This window comes from Jeotgalibacillus sp. ET6 (assembly GCF_029667115.1).
Taxonomy (GTDB): domain Bacteria; phylum Bacillota; class Bacilli; order Bacillales; family Jeotgalibacillaceae; genus Jeotgalibacillus.
Map to the genome: position 1 here is coordinate 25,170 of NZ_JARUIU010000003.1, position 19,419 is coordinate 44,588.

General features: G+C 41.7%; 15 protein-coding genes. 2 read left to right on the forward strand and 13 right to left on the reverse strand.

The window, feature by feature from the left end; translation table 11 throughout:
* Nucleotides 1-241 precede the first annotated feature (241 nt).
* The 5 genes from P6709_RS08870 to P6709_RS08890 all read right to left on the reverse strand — a co-directional run bounded on the left by P6709_RS08870 (nucleotide 242) and on the right by P6709_RS08890 (nucleotide 6,568).
* Nucleotides 242-1,762, reverse strand: a complete 1,521-nt coding sequence (locus P6709_RS08870; protein WP_278240561.1) for a GH39 family glycosyl hydrolase — start codon at nucleotides 1,760-1,762, stop codon at nucleotides 242-244.
* A gap of 71 nt (nucleotides 1,763-1,833) precedes the next feature.
* Nucleotides 1,834-2,679, reverse strand: coding sequence for an SDR family oxidoreductase (locus tag P6709_RS08875; protein ID WP_278241058.1), 846 nt, complete (start codon nucleotides 2,677-2,679; stop codon nucleotides 1,834-1,836).
* Nucleotides 2,680-2,705: 26 nt separating this feature from the next.
* Nucleotides 2,706-4,130 (reverse strand): glucuronate isomerase, encoded by a 1,425-nt coding sequence (uxaC, locus tag P6709_RS08880; RefSeq protein ID WP_278240562.1) that lies wholly within the window; start codon nucleotides 4,128-4,130, stop codon nucleotides 2,706-2,708.
* Nucleotides 4,131-4,273: 143 nt separating this feature from the next.
* On the reverse strand, nucleotides 4,274-5,383 hold the full coding sequence (locus tag P6709_RS08885; RefSeq protein ID WP_278240563.1) for a Gfo/Idh/MocA family protein: 1,110 nt from the start codon (nucleotides 5,381-5,383) through the stop codon (nucleotides 4,274-4,276).
* Between the two features lie 27 nt (nucleotides 5,384-5,410).
* Complete coding sequence (locus tag P6709_RS08890) at nucleotides 5,411-6,568, reverse strand: Gfo/Idh/MocA family protein (RefSeq protein WP_278240564.1); 1,158 nt, start codon at nucleotides 6,566-6,568, stop codon at nucleotides 5,411-5,413.
* 402 nt (nucleotides 6,569-6,970) lie between these two features.
* Here P6709_RS08890 and P6709_RS08895 point away from each other — a divergent pair, with 402 nt between their 5' ends.
* Nucleotides 6,971-7,957, forward strand: a complete 987-nt coding sequence (locus P6709_RS08895; protein ID WP_278240565.1) for an LLM class flavin-dependent oxidoreductase — start codon at nucleotides 6,971-6,973, stop codon at nucleotides 7,955-7,957.
* A gap of 97 nt (nucleotides 7,958-8,054) precedes the next feature.
* On the opposite strand, the gene P6709_RS08900 is transcribed toward P6709_RS08895, so the two are convergent.
* Complete coding sequence (locus P6709_RS08900) at nucleotides 8,055-9,578, reverse strand: UDP-N-acetylmuramoyl-L-alanyl-D-glutamate--2,6-diaminopimelate ligase (RefSeq protein WP_278240566.1); 1,524 nt, start codon at nucleotides 9,576-9,578, stop codon at nucleotides 8,055-8,057.
* A 302-nt stretch (nucleotides 9,579-9,880) separates the two neighbouring features.
* Here P6709_RS08900 and P6709_RS08905 point away from each other — a divergent pair, with 302 nt between their 5' ends.
* Nucleotides 9,881-10,375 carry a GNAT family N-acetyltransferase gene (locus P6709_RS08905; protein ID WP_278240567.1) on the forward strand — a complete coding sequence of 165 codons (495 nt, stop codon included), beginning with the start codon at nucleotides 9,881-9,883 and terminating at the stop codon, nucleotides 10,373-10,375.
* A 63-nt stretch (nucleotides 10,376-10,438) separates the two neighbouring features.
* Here the strand turns inward: P6709_RS08905 and P6709_RS08910 are convergent, their stop codons facing one another.
* The 7 genes from P6709_RS08910 to P6709_RS08940 all read right to left on the reverse strand — a co-directional run bounded on the left by P6709_RS08910 (nucleotide 10,439) and on the right by P6709_RS08940 (nucleotide 19,137).
* A complete protein-coding gene (locus P6709_RS08910) occupies nucleotides 10,439-10,897 on the reverse strand; it encodes a GNAT family N-acetyltransferase (RefSeq protein ID WP_278240568.1) in 459 nt (152 codons plus the stop codon).
* A gap of 145 nt (nucleotides 10,898-11,042) precedes the next feature.
* On the reverse strand, nucleotides 11,043-12,887 hold the full coding sequence (gene asnB, locus P6709_RS08915; protein WP_278240569.1) for an asparagine synthase (glutamine-hydrolyzing): 1,845 nt from the start codon (nucleotides 12,885-12,887) through the stop codon (nucleotides 11,043-11,045).
* Nucleotides 12,888-13,275: 388 nt separating this feature from the next.
* Nucleotides 13,276-13,662, reverse strand: a complete 387-nt coding sequence (locus tag P6709_RS08920) for a DUF302 domain-containing protein (protein ID WP_278240570.1) — start codon at nucleotides 13,660-13,662, stop codon at nucleotides 13,276-13,278.
* Between the two features lie 13 nt (nucleotides 13,663-13,675).
* Nucleotides 13,676-14,179 carry a GNAT family N-acetyltransferase gene (locus P6709_RS08925; protein ID WP_278240571.1) on the reverse strand — a complete coding sequence of 168 codons (504 nt, stop codon included), beginning with the start codon at nucleotides 14,177-14,179 and terminating at the stop codon, nucleotides 13,676-13,678.
* A 65-nt stretch (nucleotides 14,180-14,244) separates the two neighbouring features.
* Nucleotides 14,245-15,807 (reverse strand): ribosomal protection-like ABC-F family protein, encoded by a 1,563-nt coding sequence (abc-f, locus tag P6709_RS08930; protein ID WP_278240572.1) that lies wholly within the window; start codon nucleotides 15,805-15,807, stop codon nucleotides 14,245-14,247.
* Between the two features lie 348 nt (nucleotides 15,808-16,155).
* Nucleotides 16,156-16,800 carry a GGDEF domain-containing protein gene (locus tag P6709_RS08935; protein WP_278240573.1) on the reverse strand — a complete coding sequence of 215 codons (645 nt, stop codon included), beginning with the start codon at nucleotides 16,798-16,800 and terminating at the stop codon, nucleotides 16,156-16,158.
* 33 nt (nucleotides 16,801-16,833) lie between these two features.
* Complete coding sequence (locus P6709_RS08940) at nucleotides 16,834-19,137, reverse strand: sensor domain-containing protein (protein WP_278240574.1); 2,304 nt, start codon at nucleotides 19,135-19,137, stop codon at nucleotides 16,834-16,836.
* Nucleotides 19,138-19,419 lie beyond the last annotated feature (282 nt).

The following is a 19,419-nucleotide window of genomic DNA, read 5'->3' on the forward strand; positions in this document are numbered from 1 at the left end:
CCTTCTGAGTAAAGGAGGCAGACGCGTGATGGTCTGCTTAAGCTTTACTCAGAGAATTACGGGTCAGCCTGGTTGACAGTTCCTTTCTAATACGTGAAACATTTCGAAACCGTTTCATCTCTCACCCCGTCATTAACTGGACCCTAATAAGACATTTGTCAGTTAACCATTCACATTGTTCCGGCAGTTTGAAATTCTAGAATACTAGAATGGTAGTTTTGACAGCAAAAAAATATAATGACTATACTTCTACATTTGAGGTGATCAACCGGTCATCCAATTCAGGATAAGCTGCTGTCTCGTCTTTCACCGGCTCCAATTCAATTAATGTTACTTCATTCTTTAAAAGTTCGAGATCCAGTTCGAGATGGCTGCTGGTGCTGGTTATATTCACTCTTGAAGTGATCAGTTCCGGAACAGATGCTTCACGCAGAGTTTGAATCATTTTTTTGTCAGGGAACCGCGGTCTTCCAAGCTCTTTCCAGGTTTTCCATGGATTCGCTTTTTCTTCGTGTACTCGTTGACGTTTCATAAAAATTTCAGAAAAATCAAGCTGAATGTCCAGTGACAATGTTCTCTTTCCATCACCCTCTATTTCATTGTACAAGTTCCAGGCAACGATTGCCAGACCTCCATTCTTTTTTTTTGTCACAATCAAATGCTCATCCCGGTAAACCTGTTCTTCACCCAACTCGTTGAAGAAATGGAATAAATGAAAGGTTGGTTTTGGAATTTCGTTCAATGCAATCAGACCAAAGCCGCCATGAAATTGTGATTTGGGCACATCAGCTTCTTCAAATACATCGCTGAATGTCCAGTAAGAGAAGGAATCGACGTAATCTCCGCCTTCACTTAAAATTCTGGCTAAGTAAGCTGCGTTAAAGGCTGTATCATGGACAGGATTAATGGGACTGTAAGATGTATTATATTCGGTAATATGAAACGGAAGATCTGGAAATGGCGACTCCTTAATCCTGTTTCTAACCGCTTTAAACTGATCCAGCATGCCGGTGTTTTCTGCTAGTTCCTGATAATAATAGTCAGGTGTCACTTTATGAGGCGGATGAGAGGTGTAAGCATGCCTGCTGACGAAATCTACCGGCACCTCTTTTTCTTTGCAGTAAAGAAGAAAATCCGTAATCCATTCGTCCGCCCCTCCACAAATAGCAGGACCACCTACTTGCAGGTCCGGATGCACCCTTTTAACGGCCAGTGCTGTTGATTTATACAGTTTGAAATATTCTTCTTTATCCGCATTTTCCCAGAAGTTAGTCAGATTAGGTTCATTCCAGACTTCAAATGGCCATGTTAAAACCTCTTCGATACCGTAGCGCTCTGTGAAATGAGAGACAACTGCATAAATCAGATTTTCCCACTTTTCGTAGTCTTTTGGAGGGGTTACGTTACCCTTCCAATAAAAAACCGTTTGATCACCTGAAGCCAGTAATCCTGGCATAAAGCCAAACTCGATAAAGGGGCGGATTCCCATTTCAAGAAATGAGTCAAAAATCCGGTCTATATACGTGAAATTATAAAAAGGCTCTGGTTTCCCATCAATGACCATTTCCCTGTAAATTCCTATGTCGTCCGACAGAAGACCATGACCACGTATATAACGAAAATCGATCTTTTCTTTCACCAGTTTTAAATGGTCCAGATACTCTTTTTGCAGGGCAAGTCCCAGTCTCCCGGTGCCAATGCAATACTGCCAGTTTTTATTCATTTTTTTGGTAGTAGTAAATGTAATAACTTTCTTCTCCATACTTCCTCTCCTTTATCTGCCTTTCACCTTAGGATTTTCATCAGATCATGTGAGCGACGGAAAGCCTGCAGTTACACACCCGAATAGGACATAAAGCCGCCGTCGACCGGTACACTGATCCCCGTTACAAACCCGCTTGCCTCGTTATCAATCAGCCAGACCAGCGTACCAAGCAAATCTTCCGGTTTTCCCAGTCTTCTCATTGGTGTATGGGCAAGTATTTTCTCTGTTCTAGCTGTGTAAGTGCCATCCTCATTTTGAAGCAGTGCCTGGTTTTGTGCGGTCAGGAAAAACCCCGGTGCGATCGCATTGACCCTGATTCCCGCTTCCGCCATATGTACAGCACTCCACTTTGTAAAGTTTTCGATTCCGGCTTTTGCCGCACTATAGGCCGGCACCTTTGTCATCGGGCTTGGAGCACTCATGGAAGAGATGTTAAGGATGACGCCGCCTTTTTTCATCATCTGTCTTGAGAAAACTTGCGTAGGAATGAGCGTGCCTACGATATTCAAATTGAAAACATATTCAAACCCCTCTTTTGTCAGGTCAAACAAAGTGGTAATGGCTTCGTCACCCAAATCCTCCCGGTTAAGCGTCTCTTTCGAAGTGCTGCCGTCCGGATGATTTCCTCCCGCTCCATTAATCAGCACATCGCAGCCGCCGTAAGAATCGAGGACCATTTGAGCGGCTTCTCTTACACTTTCGGGATTCACTACATCACACTGTATAGCAAGAGCTTCTCCCCGAGCCTGCTGAATATCATTAGCCACTTTTTCGGCTTTTTCAATCGTACGGTTGAGAATAACGATTTTCATTCCCTGTCTGGCCAGTTCCCGGGCCATGCAGCTGCATAAAACACCGCCGCCCCCGGTAATTACTGCTACTTTTCCGTTCAGACTTTCGCTTATGGCAAGCAACTTTTTCACCCTTTCTCTTCTCCTGCTTAAAATCCGGTTGGTGATGTTTGTTTAACGTTAAAATACTGTCTTGCATTAAAATAACTGATGTCTTCGACCAATTTTCCAAGCAGCTGCTGATCGCGTGGAAGTTCTCCTTTTTCAACCCATTCACCGATCATATTACATAAAATTCTTCTGAAGTATTCATGGCGCGGGAAGGATAAAAAGCTTCTGGAATCTGTCAGCATTCCAATAAAATTGCTTAAGAGTCCTACGTTTGAAAGGTCTGTCATTTGAGCAAGAATTCCATCTTTAGTGTCATTGAACCACCAGCCGGAACCCATCTGTACTTTCCCTTTAATGTTTTCATCCTGAAAATTACCGGCAGCAGAGGCCACTATATAATTATGAATGGGATTTAATGAATAAATAATAGTTTTTGGCAGTTGATTGTGTTTATCCAACTCGTTCAGGAAAGCATTAAGCGGTTTAGCCAATTGAAAATCATTAATGGAGTCAAACCCAGTGTTTGGACCTAATGAATTGAACTTTCTTGCATTGGTATTTCGCAATGCGCCAATATGAAGCTGCATCACCCAATCCAGAGAATGATAATGTTCTCCTAAAAATAGCAATGTGTAGGTTTTGAATTTTTGTATTTCCAGACCGGTAAGAGGTATGCCCTCTTTCGCTTTTTCAAAAACTGCTGCGGCTTCAGCTTTCGTGCAGGCTTCAAACGGAAGAAATTCAAACCCATGGTCAGACACTCTGCAGCCATTTTCATGAAAGAAGTCGATCCTCTTTTTCACCGCTGATAAAAAGTCATCAAATTGACTGATCGTGATTTCCGTTGCTGCTTGCAGCTCATCCACATATTGATGAAAGGCCGGCTGGCTGACGTCAAGTAAAGGATCCGGTCGAAACGAGGGCAGAACCTCAGTTTTAAAATCATCCTGTTTTTTCAGCTTTTGGTGATAGACAAGCCCGTCCAGCGGATCATCTGTAGTTCCTATCATTTCAACGTTAAATCTCGTAATCAATTGTTGAGGGGCGAAGTTCTGCTGAGATAACATTTCATTGCATCTATTCCATATCTCATCGCTCGTCTCATCACTCAGAAGCAAATCAATATCAAAATATCTTTTAAGCTCCATATGAGTCCAGTGATATAATGGGTTTCCGACACATGCCGGGACTGTTCTAGCCCAGACCTTGAATTTATCGTAATCGCTTACATTTCCGGTTATCGCAAGTTCTTTTTCTCCTGTGCTTCTCATCGCCCTCCATTTATAGTGGTCCCCATTCAGCCATACTTGAGTCAGGTTGGAAAACGGCTTGTTTTCAGCAATCTCCTCCGCAGGAAGATGACAGTGATAATCAATGATAGGAAGGGATTTTGCATGATCATGGTAGAGCGTTTTAGCAAACGAACCCGATAGTAAAAAATCTTCATGAATAAAAGAAGTCAATCTGATCCTCCTTTATCTAAATGAGTTTTTTGAATATTCAATAGTTTAATAGTTAAACAAAGTTTAACGGTGATCTTTTCTCCTGTCAATTCCATTGTCACAAAATGCAATCATGCGCAGCAAAGGTCGGTTCTATTCCAAGTTTACTCGGACCCAATTTGGGATGCGGCTTGGGAAGACTCAATTACTACTGCCTTTTCCTGTGCCTCAATACAGAGTGACGCCGCTTTAAAAGCGTGTTCCTGCGACATAGCATTTTCCGTTCCATTCAGGCAATCAAGAATAAATTCACCAAAATACGGAAAACCGACTTTACCAGAAAGTTCAAAGTGCTTTTCTCCCTGCTGATTCACTAGATATAAATGATTCGAGGAAGGGCTTCTTGCAATATCAATGTATTTTCTAATTTCGATGTAGCCTTCTGTTCCAAGAATAATGGCCCTTCCGTCTCCCCATGTTCCGAGACCATCAGGCGTCAGCCAATCTACACGAAAATAAAAAGTGGCCCCGTTATCCGCAACAAGAGTGGCATCTCCAAAGTCTTGAAATTTCGGGTATTTTTTATGATAATAGTTAGCCACTTTACTATGCAGAACTTCTGCATCCTTAGCGCCTGTGTAAAATAAAAATTGTTCAATCTGGTGGCTTCCGATATCGCACAGAATCCCTCCAAAGTATACCGGGTCAAAAAACCATTCCGGTCTGTTTTTCGTGTTCGAACGATGAGGCCCTGTTCCGATGACCTGAACGACTCTGCCGATGGCTCCCTGGTCAATCAGCTGCCCTGCAAAAACGGCACTTTCCACATGCAGGCGTTCACTATAATAAATCCCCCACTTCAAGCCGGTTTCTTTCGTTTTCTTTTTTGCATCTTCCACCTGTTCACTTGTAGTAAATGCTGGTTTGTCCACAAAATAATTTTTTCCATGATCCAGCACTCTCAAGCCTAACGGACCCCTTAAAGACGGAATACTGGCACTGGCAATCAATTTGATTTCCTGATCTTCCAGCACTTCCTCTTCGGATGCCGCTGCTCTCGCATGAGGAAACGCTTTGATGAATTGTTGAATTTTTTCTTCATCTTCATCATAAACGATGACTGGCTGTCCCCCTGCTTCAGTGAGCCCATAGCACATGCCATAAATGTGACCGTGGTCGAGGCCGATAATGCCAAATGAAAATTCTCCATCCTCGACTACTTTATTTGGTTTTCCTTTCGGTGCGTAATTCATTCCATCTGCTTGATTAGACATTCATCATTCCTCCTCTTAAAATAGAAACTAATATTGACCGCCAGTCGTAATTTCATTATCTTCAAAGCCTTTTACGGTTTTTGTTTTTTCGTAATAATGGATCGCATTTTCAAGAACACCGGCACGGTCATAAAATAGATTGGATTCAGTTAAAGGCAATTGAATGGTTCGTCCAGTACTTGCTGATTCATAGACTGCCATAATAATTTCCAATGTCTGGCGTCCCTGTGATCCGTCAACCAGAACGCTCTCTCCATTTTCGATCGCCGTCAGAAAATCATTAATTTGCCCGGTGTGTCCTTCATATTCGAGCGCAGGGTAGTTTTCATACACCTCATGAACTGTTTTTTCAAAATCAGTGTTCTTCTTTTCAAGCGGAAATCCATTTTCTCTTCCTGCTTCAGCTGTCACCTTCCATGGAACAGATACACGGCCTTTTTCCCCCTGGAAAATAAGCTGCTGCTCCTCACCATGATGAACGACAGAGCTCGTCACCTGAGCAAGAGATCCATTATCATAGCTTAAAATAGCGATTGACAGATCCTCCACTTCAGCATTATCGTGCAGCGTATTCGTCGTTACAGCTGTAACGGATTTAGGCTGTCCCATCATCCACTGAAGCATGTCGATGTGGTGTACTGCATGATTTAACGTACAGCCGCCTCCTTCTTTTTCCCACGTCCCCCGCCACCATAAATCGTAATAGCTGTGCCCTCTCCACCAAAAGGAATCTACTTGAGCATGCGCAATTTTCCCAACCAGTTTCTGCTCGAGGACATGCTTCAGCCTCATAATAGGCGTTAAGAAACGGTTTTGTGCAACAACAGACAAAATTTTATTGTTTTCCTCTGCTGCTTTAATCATTTCGTCGCACTCCTTCAAAGAAGAGGCCATCGGTTTTTCTACGAGTACATCCTTACCTGCCTTCAAACAGGCAATCGCAATTTCACTATGTGTAAAAGGAGGTGTGCAGATGGATACTGCATGAATATCCGGATCCCCAAGAAGCTCCCGGTAGTCCTCGACAATCTTCACATTTAATTGGTGTTCTTCAGCTATTTTTTTTGCATTCTCCGGATAGATATCCGCCAGTGCAGTGATCGTGCTTTTTTTATTTAATTTTTTATATCCATTTACATGGGAAGAAGCAATGGAACCTGTACCAATAATCGCAATATTTATCATTTGACCATTCCTTTCTCTACAATAATGGATAGATGTTAAATTAAATGTTTGACTCTAACACTCTAGCTGCAATCAACACTATTTTCGGTTACCACTCCTTTCAATCGTCTTGAATTTTTTTAAAAAGTAAGGGCTTTCAAAAAACAGTATAGCAACGCCTACTTAATTTATCCAGCAAACAAACTAACTTTTTAGAAAATTATAAAATTAGGTTAGAAATACCTACTTTCGACTTAATCGTTCTAGCAGAGTCAACCTCTCCTCTCTTTGCTTTTTTAGAAAACAGGAAAACGTCATGCATGAGATTTGTTCTTAAACATGGCATACTAATAGTATTTCTTTACTAAATGTTTGTTGAACAAATTCGAGATTTTACTTCTATAAAAGCAAGGAGTTTTGATGATGAAACTTGGAATATTGGATCAGGTCCCTCTTTCAAAAGGTCAGACAGTAAAGAAGACCATCGAACAAACAATTGAGCTGGCTATAGAAGCAGAAAAACTGGGCTATACCCGCTACTGGTTTGCCGAACACCATAATACAAATGGGCTGTTAAGCGCCTCACCAGAACTTTGGATAACCCGGATTGCATCGGAAACTTCAAAAATCAAGGTTGGTTCCGGTGGAGTGCTCCTTCCTCAATACAGTCCTTTAAAGGTGGCAGAAATGTTCAAATCTTTAGAGGCATTTTTCCCTGAACGGATAGATTTAGGCATCGGTCGTTCACCGGGCGGCACAGAACGTACAAGGAGCGCCTTAACCGATGGAGGGGAGAATAATCTTGACGAGTTCCCCAGACAGGTGGATGATCTGATCGGCTTCCTGCAAAATGACCTTCCTAAACAACATCCTTATCGAATGGTCAAGGCAACTCCACGGGCAGGAGATGCCCCTCCTATCTGGATCCTTGGTTTATCGCCCTCGAGTGGAAAACTTGCCGCAGAAAAGGGGTTAGGCCTGACATTTGGCCATTTCATAAATCCCGATAAATGGGAAGCCACTCTTACAGCTTATCGTGAACACTTTAAGAAAGAGCCTGAAAAGGAACTGGTGAATGCCTGCGTGTTTGTGGCATGCGGAGAAACGGAAGAGGAAGCAGAAGAAATAGCATTAAGCCAGGATATGTGGCTGTTGGGATTAGAAAAAGGAGATACACAAGTGCCATCGCTTGAAGAAATTAAATCAAAAACTGTATCTCAAGAGGATCAAAAAAAAATCACTCACAATCGGAGAAGAGCAATTGTTGGCACACCTGCAAGGGTTAAAGCAGAGTTAGAAGAACTAAGCAGAAAGTATGGGATTGATGAATTCCTGATTATTACGAATACCTATCGTCACGCGGATAGACTCAAATCGTATCGTCTGATTGCAAACGAATTGAATCTCTGACTCAGCCCCTCCATTTCCAATCAAATAAAAAAAGAATGTCTTCAGCAGGGCTTAGAAGACATTCTTCATATTTTTTATAAGCTTATTTTTGAGCCCTTTAGTATAAAGTGCCAATGGTATCTTCACCTATATAACTAATTTCGCTAAAATAGTCCTGAATGATTTCTTCATCCGAGTGTGGGATTTCTTTTCCTTTTACAATCTGAGCACCATTGATGCATCCGCTTGTTAAAATGATAATGTCATCATTGCCTGAAAGCTCAAGGGACGTGATGACTCCTTCTTCTCTCGTTAATGAAGTATAAATGTTTGAAGCTGTCTGATCTGAGAATCCTGTCATAACCTGGTTTACAATTTTTTCAGGATCATAAAATCCAGGGTGGTCAACCGTCACGACTATTTTATCCGCTTTTCCTTCAATGGTTTTTGCCATCAGAGGCATTTTATTAAAGTCCCGTATTCCTATACCCGCGATCATAACAATCAGCTTTCGGTGATCAAGTTTTTTGGCTTCTTCAATTAAATTTTCCAAAGCAACCGGTGTGTGGGCATAATCCAGAATAATCTTTCTTTCCCCGTACTGATCAATAACCTGAAAGCGTCCTGCCGGATTTTCAATTTGTGCAAGCGCAGGAAGCATCGTCTCGATGTCAAAACCATTAAAGATTCCAACCCCGATTGCCGTCAGTAAGTTCGCTACATTATAATCCCCAAAAACAGTTGAATGGACGATATATGAACGGTTCCGATATACCAGTTCAAAAGACGTCCCTTCTTCCGTCACATGGATTTTATCCGCGATTAAATCAGCTTTAGAGGATGGCTTCAAGCTGTAAGTCAGTACTTCACCCTGTGCCGCATTAATCAGATCTCTGCCCATGCCTTCATCGTCATAGTTGATGATGGACCGGCTCGCCTGTTTAAAAAGCTTCATTTTTGCTTCCTTATAATGCTCAAAGGTTTTATGATACTCCAAATGCTCTGAAGATAAATTTGTATGAATGGCGATGTCAAAATGAATCCCTTCCACTCGTTTCTGGTCTACCGCAATGGAAGAAACCTCCATTACCGCAGCCTGGTCCTGCTCTTCGCTAAGGAGCTGAAAGATATGGTGCAAGTCAGGAGCTTCCGGCGTTGTCGGGGTGCTTTTTTTAAACGTAATCTGTCCTTTGGAAGAGCAGATGCCATTCGTTCCAATTGAACCCGCCGGCACATCCAGCTGGTTTAATAATGAACGGACAAAGGTAGCCACCGTTGTTTTTCCATTCGTGCCTGTTACACCTATTGTTTGAAGACTTTCATGTACGTGATTGTAAAAGAAAATAGAAAAATGAGCCATTGCATAACGAACATCCTGAACGAGGATGAAGGTACAGGCAGGGTACTCTTTGCTGAGCACTTCAAATTGGCCAGCATCTGTTCCTGCGATTAGAATGGCGCCATTTTCGATCGCTTCAACAATATAATCATGTCCGTCTGCATTTTCTCCTTTGATACAAAAAAATGCAGAGCCATTTATAATATTCCGGGAATCGAATGCAATTGAGGTAATAGGTTCCACCAATGTACCGTATTGCCTGAGAAGTCCTATTTTTTCTTGTAGTAAGTTTTGTAAGTTCATCGGTTATCTCCGTTCATCCATCGATTTTCCGTGATTAGGAAAGGTGTGTAAGTATGATACTTGTCATCAGTTCCTTTTCCTATACCCCGTTTTCGACAAGTTATGCACTTGAATACTCTGCCCATAAAAAAACAGGCCAAATGGCATCGTTCTTCTGAATGCGTACATCATTAGAGTAGGCATTTTCAAGATTTTTATGAATTCCTTTATGTAGAAAAGAAAGCCCCTGTTTTAAAACCTTTGTCCGTCTGCGCCACTTTAGAGTAGAATAAGAAAGGAAATCTGTTTAATGGGGGATTCATATGGTCAGCATACGAGAAGCATCACAGCAGGATCTTACAGAAATGGCAGCAATTTATAACCAGGCCATTGAAGAAACGGTCGCGACATTTGATTTACGCAGACAAACACTTGAAGAAAGACAGACGTGGTTTGAGAAATACGGGGGCCGGCATCCCTTAATTGTTGCAGAACTCAATGGCAGGATCGCGGGTTACAGCAGCCTGAGCCCTTTTAGAGATAAAGAAGCGTATTCCAATACAGTAGAGCTGTCTATTTATATTTCTCCTGACTTTCAGGGAAAAGGGATCGGAAATTTATTAATGAAGGAGATTTTACAGCGTGCAGCATCGCAGGACCACCATGTTGTCATCGGAGGAATCACAGGCGGCAATGCGGCAAGCGTAAGACTTCATGAGAAATTTGGATTTGAATTTGCAGGGTGTTTTAAAGAGGTGGGCTATAAGTTTAACCAGTGGCAGGATGTGCACTTTTACCAGTTGATTATAAGACCATAGCCTTTTTTGCAGCAGAGCAAAAGTAAACTCTGCTGCAAAAAATTCAGAAAAATTATTGAGCTTTTATAGACGATCTCCATCTTTTTTTGCTTGTATGTAGCCATAATAAGCACATGTTCCATTCTTTTTTAGATCCTTCACTTCAAAGCCGCATCGTTTGTAAAAGGTAAAATTATCGGCAGAAGTATGAGCAAACCAGTCACCATGAGGAAGTTTTGCCACGCAAAGTGAAACAAGCTTTTGCCCTATTCCCTTTCCCTGCCACTTTTTCTGAACGACAAGATCCATAATATTTCCTGCCATAATTTTATCTGAAATGACCCGTACCATTCCCACCATTTCTTCTCCGCTCCAGACGGTAAATGCCCACGCGGAATTTTCAAATAGTAAAGAAAATTTCTCCATCTGCCATTCTGGAACACCTCTGACCCAGCCTGCCTCTTCAAAAAGCTTCTTGACTTGTTCTGCAGGCACACCGGACGTGCCCTCTCTTATAATCAGCCCTTTGTAATATTGGTACATTCTATTCCTCCTCTTTAAAATAACCCTACCTGTTTAATCTTTCCTTTTCCATCCTTAATTTTACTATTTATAGGACGTGCAGTGTAAACACAAAAAAAGCCGGAACGCATGGGTCCCGGCCTTTTAGTACTCAAACTATACGATTTCATACAATCTTCACCTCGTACTTTTCAAACCAGCTGTTCATTTGTACTAAATGCGCGATCAATTGCGGACCGGACATGAGCTGGCCAAACCATGGTGCTTGAAAAGAAGATCCTTGCGTATCAATTAGTTCCTGCAGTTTTTTGTGAGAGAAAAAGGTCAAGATTGGAGAGGACGGACGATTTATAACGTCCTGCAGCATGGCTGTTACTGCTTTTGTGTATACAGGGTGATGCGTTTTTGGATAAGGGCTTTTTTTACGGTACAAAATTTGCAGCGGCAGAGTACCTTCCAGTGCTTTACGCAAAATTCCTTTTTCCTGGCCATTAAGCATTTTCATATTCCATGGAATATTCCACGCATACTCAACCAGCCGATGGTCCGCAAATGGGACACGGACTTCAAGGCTTGCTCCCATGCTCATGCGGTCTTTACGATCGAGCAGTGTTGTCATAAACGAAATCATATTAATATAGGACATTTCTCTCCGGCGCATTTCGGTCTCTGTTTCCCCGTCCAGATATGGGGTTTCCGCGATCATTTCCTTGTATCGGTTTTCAGCATACTCAGATAAATGCAGTTTATTTTTCCACTCCGGCACTAAAAGGCCTTCTCTTTCTTTCTGCGATCTCATCCAGGGGAACTGCCCGGCATGCAGCATTTCTTCCTTATAAAACCATGGGTAGCCGCCAAAGATTTCGTCAGCACACTCTCCTGACAGCCCAACTGTGAAATTAGATTTTATTTCTTCACAGAACCATAAGAGAGATGAATCCACATCGGCCATTCCCGGCAGATCACGCATAGTCATGGCGTCTTCAAGCCGCTGTGCCAGCAGTTCGTTGCTCATGACAGAGGTATGATGAGCAGAACCCAAAAAATGCTGCATCAGCTGTATAGCAGGTCCATCTTCGTTTGGCTGAAAAGCACTTGCTTTAAAGTAGTGACTGTTTTGCTCATAGTCGATTGAATAGGTGCTGAGGGCACCCCTTCCTTCTTTTTGCATGAAGCTCGAAGCAAATGCGCTGATTGCACTCGAATCGACTCCGCCTGATAAAAATGTACATACCGGTACATCTGCCACTAATTGCCGCTCCACCGCATCCTTCAATAAGTCGTGTACATGCTTGGCAGTTTCTTCGACAGAGTGTGGATGCTCTTCGCTTTTCACATTCCAGTACCGCCATTTTTTCAAGCCATTTCGTCTGAAGACCATTGCATGGGCAGGACGAAGTTCACTAACCCCTTTAAATACGCCTTTTCCTGGTGTACGTGCCGGCCCTAAACCAAACAATTCCTGAAGCCCTTCTTCATTCATTTCTGTTTTTACATCCGGATGGGCAAGTATCGCTTTCAGCTCCGAGCCAAAAAGGAAAGACGATCCTTCATGTCTGTAAAATAATGGCTTAACCCCCAGACGATCACGGGCCAGAAATAACTCTTCTATTGAATGATTCCAAATGGCAAATGCAAAAATACCATTAAAATAGCTTAAACATTCTTCCTTCCATTCTATATAAGCAGTGAGCAGCACCTCTGTATCCGAATGGGATTGAAAATGATATCCTTTTTTAATCAGTTCTGCACGGACTTCCTCTGTATTATAAAGCTCGCCATTGTAAACGAGAGTATATTCCGTATCCCCTTTGTTCCTGCTCATAGGCTGAGCACCGCCCGCCGGATCCACGACAACAAGACGGGTATGGCCTAAAAGTGCACGAGGAGTTTTCTTTACAGCTGATGCATCAGGTCCTCTTTTTCCCAGCGTCTGCACCATTTTTTTCATCACTGCTTCTTCCTTCATGAGATCCCTGTTCCAATCCACCCACCCTGTAATACCGCACATTGCCGGATCCCCCTTTCTATATCATCATCCTCCATGTTTATGTTGGAATTTTCTTTCTATGCCATAAGCATCGGCTGTCAGTTTTTTAAAAAGCAGGTTTTTTCTATATAATAATGTGTACCAACAAAAAAAGAGCAAGGGACAAGTGTCTCAAGCTCTTTGACCGGTTCACTGCACTTCAGGCGGACGCTTTTCGCAGGGACGGCGCTGAGCCTTTCCAGGACTTTGCCCTGTAAAGTCTCAGCTTGCCGTCATATCCTGTGGAGTCGCCACCTTCCGCTCCGCTCACCACATACTATTGATCATTACTTACTCAGTATTTAAAATTTTTGAGTGTTGTTCCAACCTTTTTTTGATTAATTGTTTTTCACTTTTTCCTCAATCGTTATTATACCGCAGCATGATCCATACATTTTATTAATCGCTGCTCTATATCGGCTGCCAGTTTTTTAACTTCTTCATCCTCGAGCATTTCAACTAACGCACTCGGCTTAGGCATTCCGATTTTCGTGCTGCCTTTTTCTTCGTACACGACAATCTTACATGGAAGAAAGTAACCGGCCAGACTGTTTTGTTCTAACACATTTTTTGCTTCTTTCGGGTTGCATACTTCAAGCACATGATACGGCTGACTAAAATCCAGTCCTTTCTCCTGCAGCTTCCCCTGAAGATCAAACTGCCATAGGACACCGAACTGCTCTTCGCTTAATTGCTTTTCCAGTGATTGAATGGCTTCCTGACTGCTCTGTTTGGTTTCGACAGTGTAATGAAACATACAATCTCTCCTTTTATTTTGCCTTTACACCTTCAATACCCTGTGTGGTATTTTTAAACCCTTTCTGTTCTTTATTTTTTACTGCGTATTTAGCGACCTGTTCTCCATCCACAAACAAGTCTGTCTCCACAAACCCGCAGTTCTTATACGTAAAACGTGCACCATTATTCTCCGGTTCATACGAGATATAGATATACTGGTGATGTTCTGCTTTAATCGTCTCAAACTCATCAATCAGTAAATGAACCGCTTGCTTCCCATATCCTTTACCCTGAAAATTTTTGTCTATCATCAGCCGGTAGATCCAGCATTCTCCATCGTCCTCATCAATGCCGTACACAGCAAACCCGATCATTCTGGTATCAAGATAGATACCCTTGGCAACTGCCATGTCGAGAAACTGAACTTGTGCGAGCGAGTACACATTCGGTGCAATCGATTTTTTCTGTTCTTCATTCAAAGTCAAATTCAACGTATCTTCCCAGTTATGTTTATCGATAGATTTTAAATGCAGCATTTTATCCTCTTTCCTTATTTTCGACATTTTTACGCCACGGGTACGAAGCGTGTGAAGTAGACCGTCTACTTTAGCTGTTTTTTTAATTCGAGAAGCTTTTTAAATTCCTGATCCAGCTCCTCACTGGGATTCAGACTAAGTCTGCTTAAAACTTCTGATATTCTCATTTCCAGCTTCATTCGTTCGTCCTCGGTCAAATCACGCTCGGCAGCAGCTTTTGGACGTGCATTTTGGTATTCATCATAGCCGCCCTCGAACAGTGAAAGTTCACTGTCTTTTATTACCACTACTTTTTCCGCCACCTTTTCAATCAGGCGCCGGTCATGAGAAACAAACAATACGGTGCCGCTAAAGTCGATCAAAAGCTCCTCCAGCGCCTCTACCGCTTCTATATCCAGATAATTCGTCGGTTCATCTAAAATCAGCAGATTCAAATCACTCAAAAAAACTTTGGCGAAGGCTGCTTTAACACGTTCTCCTCCGCTCAATACATGAATTGGCTTGAAGACTTCATCTTTGTAGAAATGAAGACGGGCGAGTACCGTACGAATTAAATCCTGAGGATGGACGGATGATTCCATTACATTTTCAAGGATGGTTTGGTCCCTCTTTAAAATATCAAGGTTTTGGCTAAAATAACCGGCTTTTACTGAGGGTGAAAACGATGCCTCAGGCTCTGTGCCCATCAAACTGCGAAGAAAGGTCGTTTTACCGCTGCCATTTTCCCCAATGATCGCGATCTTTTCTCCTCCCCTGATTCGGAAAGGGGATGTTCGGTAAAGAAGCCTGCTGCCTGCCCATTGTTCATAGGAGTCAACAGTCACAACATTTCTGTTGGTAATCGCTTCTTCATTCGGCAGATTCATTTTTATAGGAGCATGGTGCCGGGGCTTTTCAACCTCTTCCATTTGTTCGATCTTCGTCTCGAGCGTACTTGCTGTTTTTTGCAGCTTTTTTTGTTTCTTGGCAAAGTAAGGCTTGGAGTTCGTAGCCTGTACCCCTCCATCCTTTGGTTTTACCGTTGCCCTTTCAGCCCTTAACTCTTTTTTTCGAATCGCTTCTTCAAGCTGCTTTTTCTTTTTAACATATTGATCATACGCCTCTTCATGCTGCCTTTTCTCCTGCTCTTTTAACGCGGCGTATGCTGTGTAGTTTCCTTTATACTCTTTAATTTTCTGATCATCAATTTCCCAAATTTTCGTGCAGAGTGCATCCAGAAACTTACGGTCATGAGAGACCAGCACTAAAGCTCCCTGAAACCGATTCAGCTGCTGTTCAAGGTGTGCAAGCCTTGTCATATCAAGATTTGTGGTCGGTTCATCTGCGAAAAGTATATCTGTTTTTACAGATAAGGCATAATTAATATATTCCTGTGTAATTTCTCCGCCGCTTTTCGTGGTATCCGTTCGCTTTAATTGCGGGAGGAGATGACACGAAGCATCGCTTATAATGCTGCCGCTTTCAGCTTTCGCGTGCCCTGATAAAATCGACAAAAGACTTGTTTTTCCGCTCCCATTACGTCCTGTCAGGCCAATACGATCACCGCGATAAATCCGCAGCTGTTCCGCCTCAAATAATAATACATCTTTTACTGATTTTTTAAGTTTATTTGCTTCTAATAGCAACATGATATCATCCCCATTTTAGTATTATGGGGACAAAAAAGCCCCCTGTTCGAATTCCGAACAGGGGGCATGGGTGAACAACGGCAAAAAGAAAGAAACCTCTCCCTTTTTCCACGGGTTCTGTGCATGGACCGGTCCTATTCAGAAAACGAACGATAAAAAGTTGTCAGCTTAAGAGAACACACTTCTCCCTCTACTCTGACGCATCTTTTATCCGATTGTTTTTCTAAAAATAGGATTAGTTCCACATCGACCCGCTTCACCCTTTCGTTTTTTCATTAATTTCATACTATTCCAGAGGCCATTAAAAAGTCAAGGAAATATTCCGGATCATTAAAACGATTCATTCTATTATTGCTCACGGAAAACTGACTTTTTTTGTTCATTTTTCTTCTCATACATGACGCGATCTGCAGAAATCACGATTTTTTCAAACGAATCTCCCGGCTCGCCTATGGCTGACCCTATCGAAAAAACGGGGAGATCCTGATTGCTTGACGGCATCGAAAGTTTACGTATATATTCTTCTGCCTTTTTACGGCACTCCCCAATTCCTGAAGCTTCTCCAACAATGATAAACTCATCGCCTCCCCATCTTCCTGCCAGGTCTTTTGCCTCCAGCGACTGAGTAATTTTATTCGCTGTCTGTTCAAGCATGCGGTCTCCCGCTGCATGCCCAAGACTGTCATTGATTTGTTTGAAATTGTCGCAATCAATCATCAGCACAAAATAGGGAAACGAACTGTTTTTTCTTCTTTTCTCAATCTTTTTTAATATAGCACGACGGTTATATAAATTGGTCAACGGATCTTTTTCAGCATAGTAGACCGCCTTATCATGCTGGAGACCTGTTAAATAGGCTACAGCCCCTAGAACGGGGTATCCCACCCACCCGATCGGGTCAACAGCGCCCGTTTTAATAAAGTAATAAAGTACATAGACAGTTTGAATCACAACAGTCAGCAGAATCGTCGCAATTCTTCCATTTATTTTCATCTAATCACCTATCTGAAATTGACGTTGCCGTTTCTAAGAAACCGCACGGCCGGGCTGAATTAATTGCTCAAACTCGTCTGTTGGAACCGGTCTGGAAAAGTAAAAACCCTGTGCCTCTTCACAGCCTAATCGCTTCAGCAGGTCAAGCTGCTCTTTTGTTTCGACCCCTTCAGCAATCACCTTCAGGTCAAGACTTTTCGCCATGGAAAGCACAGCAGATATAATCGCTTTATTTGTGGAAATATGATGAATGAATGACTGATCAATTTTAAGAATATCCACATGCATTTTGTGCAAATAGCTGAGAGAGCTGTAGCCTGTTCCAAAATCATCAATGCTGATCTCAATCCCGAGACTTCTCATTTTCTGCAGGGTGCTGTTTACATACTCCTCATTTTTCATTACGATTCTTTCTGTTATCTCAAATTCAAGTGAGGATCCTTCAATTTCATATTCCTTTAGCGTTTTTAAAATGAAATCAATAAAGTCTTCCTGAAAAATACTTTCAATGGACAGATTGATCGATACTCTTTCCAGGTTTATGGCCTGGTTCTTCCACTGGGATAACTGTCTGCATACTTTGCTAATCACATATCGTTCGAGAGAAACAATCAGCTTCGTTTCTTCTGCGATGGGGATAAACACGCCAGGCGATATAAAACCACGGTCGTGATGATTCCATCTTAAAAGTGCCTCAGCTCCTGTAATGGCTGAATCCATGAGCTTATACTTAGGCTGGTAGTAAACAACCAAATCATGCTGTTCAATAGCCTTTCTTAGATCGTGCTCCAGACTTAGTTTACTTTCAGAAACTGCTGCAAAATCGGTTTGATATTCTGTCCAGCAATTTCCTCCTCTTGATTTTGATTCACGCATGGCGAGGTCTGCATAGATATGAATATCTTCTCCATTTTCTGTGTGCAGTGGATAAGAAGCGATTCCTATGCTGGCACTTAGCACAATTTCGATCCCATTAATCGTCATAGGCTTTTTAAACCCATTTACGATCAAGTTCGAGAGTTCTTTGCCATTTGCTTCATTTGTCACGATTAAAAACTCGTCTCCACTTAATCTTGCCAGTAATGAACGGTTTCCTTTAGTGAAATGCATAAGCTTTTCGCTGATTTCAACGAGCAATTGATCTCCGAATGAATGGCCAAAGGTGTCGTTAATTCTTTTAAATCGATCAAAATCAATCACCAGTAAATCATAGGGTGCGTTTAAATCAAAATGAGTTTTTATCTTGTGTTTCACCAATCTTCTGTTAGGCAGCCCGGTTAATTCATCATGATAAGCCAGATATTCAATTGTCTTTTCAGAATTTTTACTGTCCGTAATATCCTCTACAATTCCAAATACACCGATTAATTTTCCATTCATAATCGTACGTGTAGCAGTTATTCTCACATAAGCTTTTTCTCCGCTTTTTTTAGTAATCTGTGTTTCAATATTTGTCGTTTTACCGTTTACAATTGAACTTACATTGGGTCTTATCTTTTCTTTTTGAGGGCTGCTGAAAAAGTCCCGCACTGACATGCGCAGCAGCTCTTGCTTTGAAAATCCTGATAACGCCGCTGCCTGTTCGTTAACATCGATTATTTTCCCTGTCAGATCAATTGAAAACACCGCCAAAGGATTATGATTAAATAAAGACTGGACCGAATTTGTATTTCTCAGCAGGATCTGATCCCCATATATATCCGGAACCAGCATAAGAAGAAGGTTTGCACCAATCACAAAAATAAATGGGGCTAAAAATAAATAAGGTTCTGACGCAGTTTCATTCAACGTTTCAAAATTCACTAAACTCACCAGAATGATATAAGGAATGCCCGCAAGAGCTATACCCGCTAAACAGCAGCCGAAAAACTTCCATTTATAAGCTACTTCGGAGAATTGTTCGTTTGTAATTTGAATAAGAAAGCGAAAAAGGGATAAAGACGTCCCCAGGGTTAATAGAATGGTGACAACTAAAAAAATGGGTGTCACATCAATTAACTCATTAAACAAAATATAAAATCCTAAAGAATCCGCACCAATAATACAAAGGGTAATAATCATACTGACAGCGATATAATGAATCTTTTTTCTTATTTCAAATTGTGCCATTGATAAAGCTATATAGGAAGCGGCAGTGACAAGCACATAGTACATAACCATATACATAGGATAATTTGAAACGGAAAAAGGAAGATCCACAGAGGCTGCCATGAACAAATAGGTAAGCCAAAATGTCAGTCCCAGGAAAAGAGAGCCTGAAATTAATCGCCTCTGCTTACTGACTGTTGCTTCTTTAACTCTTCTGCTTATCTCAATACCTGCAATACAGCTTCCCATCGAAAAAAAAATAGTTAATAGTATATAAAGTAAATTAAAATGGTGATATTCCAGCGATGAAAAAATAGCTGTTCCCCCCAAAAAAATCAAATGATTTGCTAAGGCTAATTATAACAAATAAATAGGACAATAGTATATATAAAATAATAGTATTTTAAACCTATATCTCTTCTGATTTCATTACTTTTGAAACAGTTATTAACAAGAAAGGGAAGGGGTTTCCCGCCAGGCCCTTAGTTATGTAAATTTTTTCGAATAGATACTGAAGTATAGCTGAAAAGT

What these genes read in the sequence shown, in the direction of transcription:
- P6709_RS08885 (WP_278240563.1), bottom strand. Translation starts at nt 5,383, where the DNA reads ATGTCTAATCAAGCAGATGGAATGAATTACGCACCGAAAGGAAAACCA.
- P6709_RS08920 (WP_278240570.1), bottom strand. Translation starts at nt 13,662, where the DNA reads ATGTTTCATTACACTGTCGAAACCAAACAGAGCAGTCAGGAAGCCATT.
- P6709_RS08910 (WP_278240568.1), bottom strand. Translation starts at nt 10,897, where the DNA reads ATGTACCAATATTACAAAGGGCTGATTATAAGAGAGGGCACGTCCGGT.
- asnB (WP_278240569.1), bottom strand. Translation starts at nt 12,887, where the DNA reads ATGTGCGGTATTACAGGGTGGGTGGATTGGAACAGGGATCTCATGAAG.
- P6709_RS08870 (WP_278240561.1), bottom strand. Translation starts at nt 1,762, where the DNA reads ATGGAGAAGAAAGTTATTACATTTACTACTACCAAAAAAATGAATAAA.
- P6709_RS08895 (WP_278240565.1), top strand. Translation starts at nt 6,971, where the DNA reads ATGAAACTTGGAATATTGGATCAGGTCCCTCTTTCAAAAGGTCAGACA.
- P6709_RS08900 (WP_278240566.1), bottom strand. Translation starts at nt 9,578, where the DNA reads ATGAACTTACAAAACTTACTACAAGAAAAAATAGGACTTCTCAGGCAA.
- P6709_RS08935 (WP_278240573.1), bottom strand. Translation starts at nt 16,800, where the DNA reads ATGAAAATAAATGGAAGAATTGCGACGATTCTGCTGACTGTTGTGATT.
- abc-f (WP_278240572.1), bottom strand. Translation starts at nt 15,807, where the DNA reads ATGTTGCTATTAGAAGCAAATAAACTTAAAAAATCAGTAAAAGATGTA.
- P6709_RS08940 (WP_278240574.1), bottom strand. Translation starts at nt 19,137, where the DNA reads ATGGGAAGCTGTATTGCAGGTATTGAGATAAGCAGAAGAGTTAAAGAA.
- P6709_RS08890 (WP_278240564.1), bottom strand. Translation starts at nt 6,568, where the DNA reads ATGATAAATATTGCGATTATTGGTACAGGTTCCATTGCTTCTTCCCAT.
- P6709_RS08925 (WP_278240571.1), bottom strand. Translation starts at nt 14,179, where the DNA reads ATGCTGCATTTAAAATCTATCGATAAACATAACTGGGAAGATACGTTG.
- P6709_RS08905 (WP_278240567.1), top strand. Translation starts at nt 9,881, where the DNA reads ATGGTCAGCATACGAGAAGCATCACAGCAGGATCTTACAGAAATGGCA.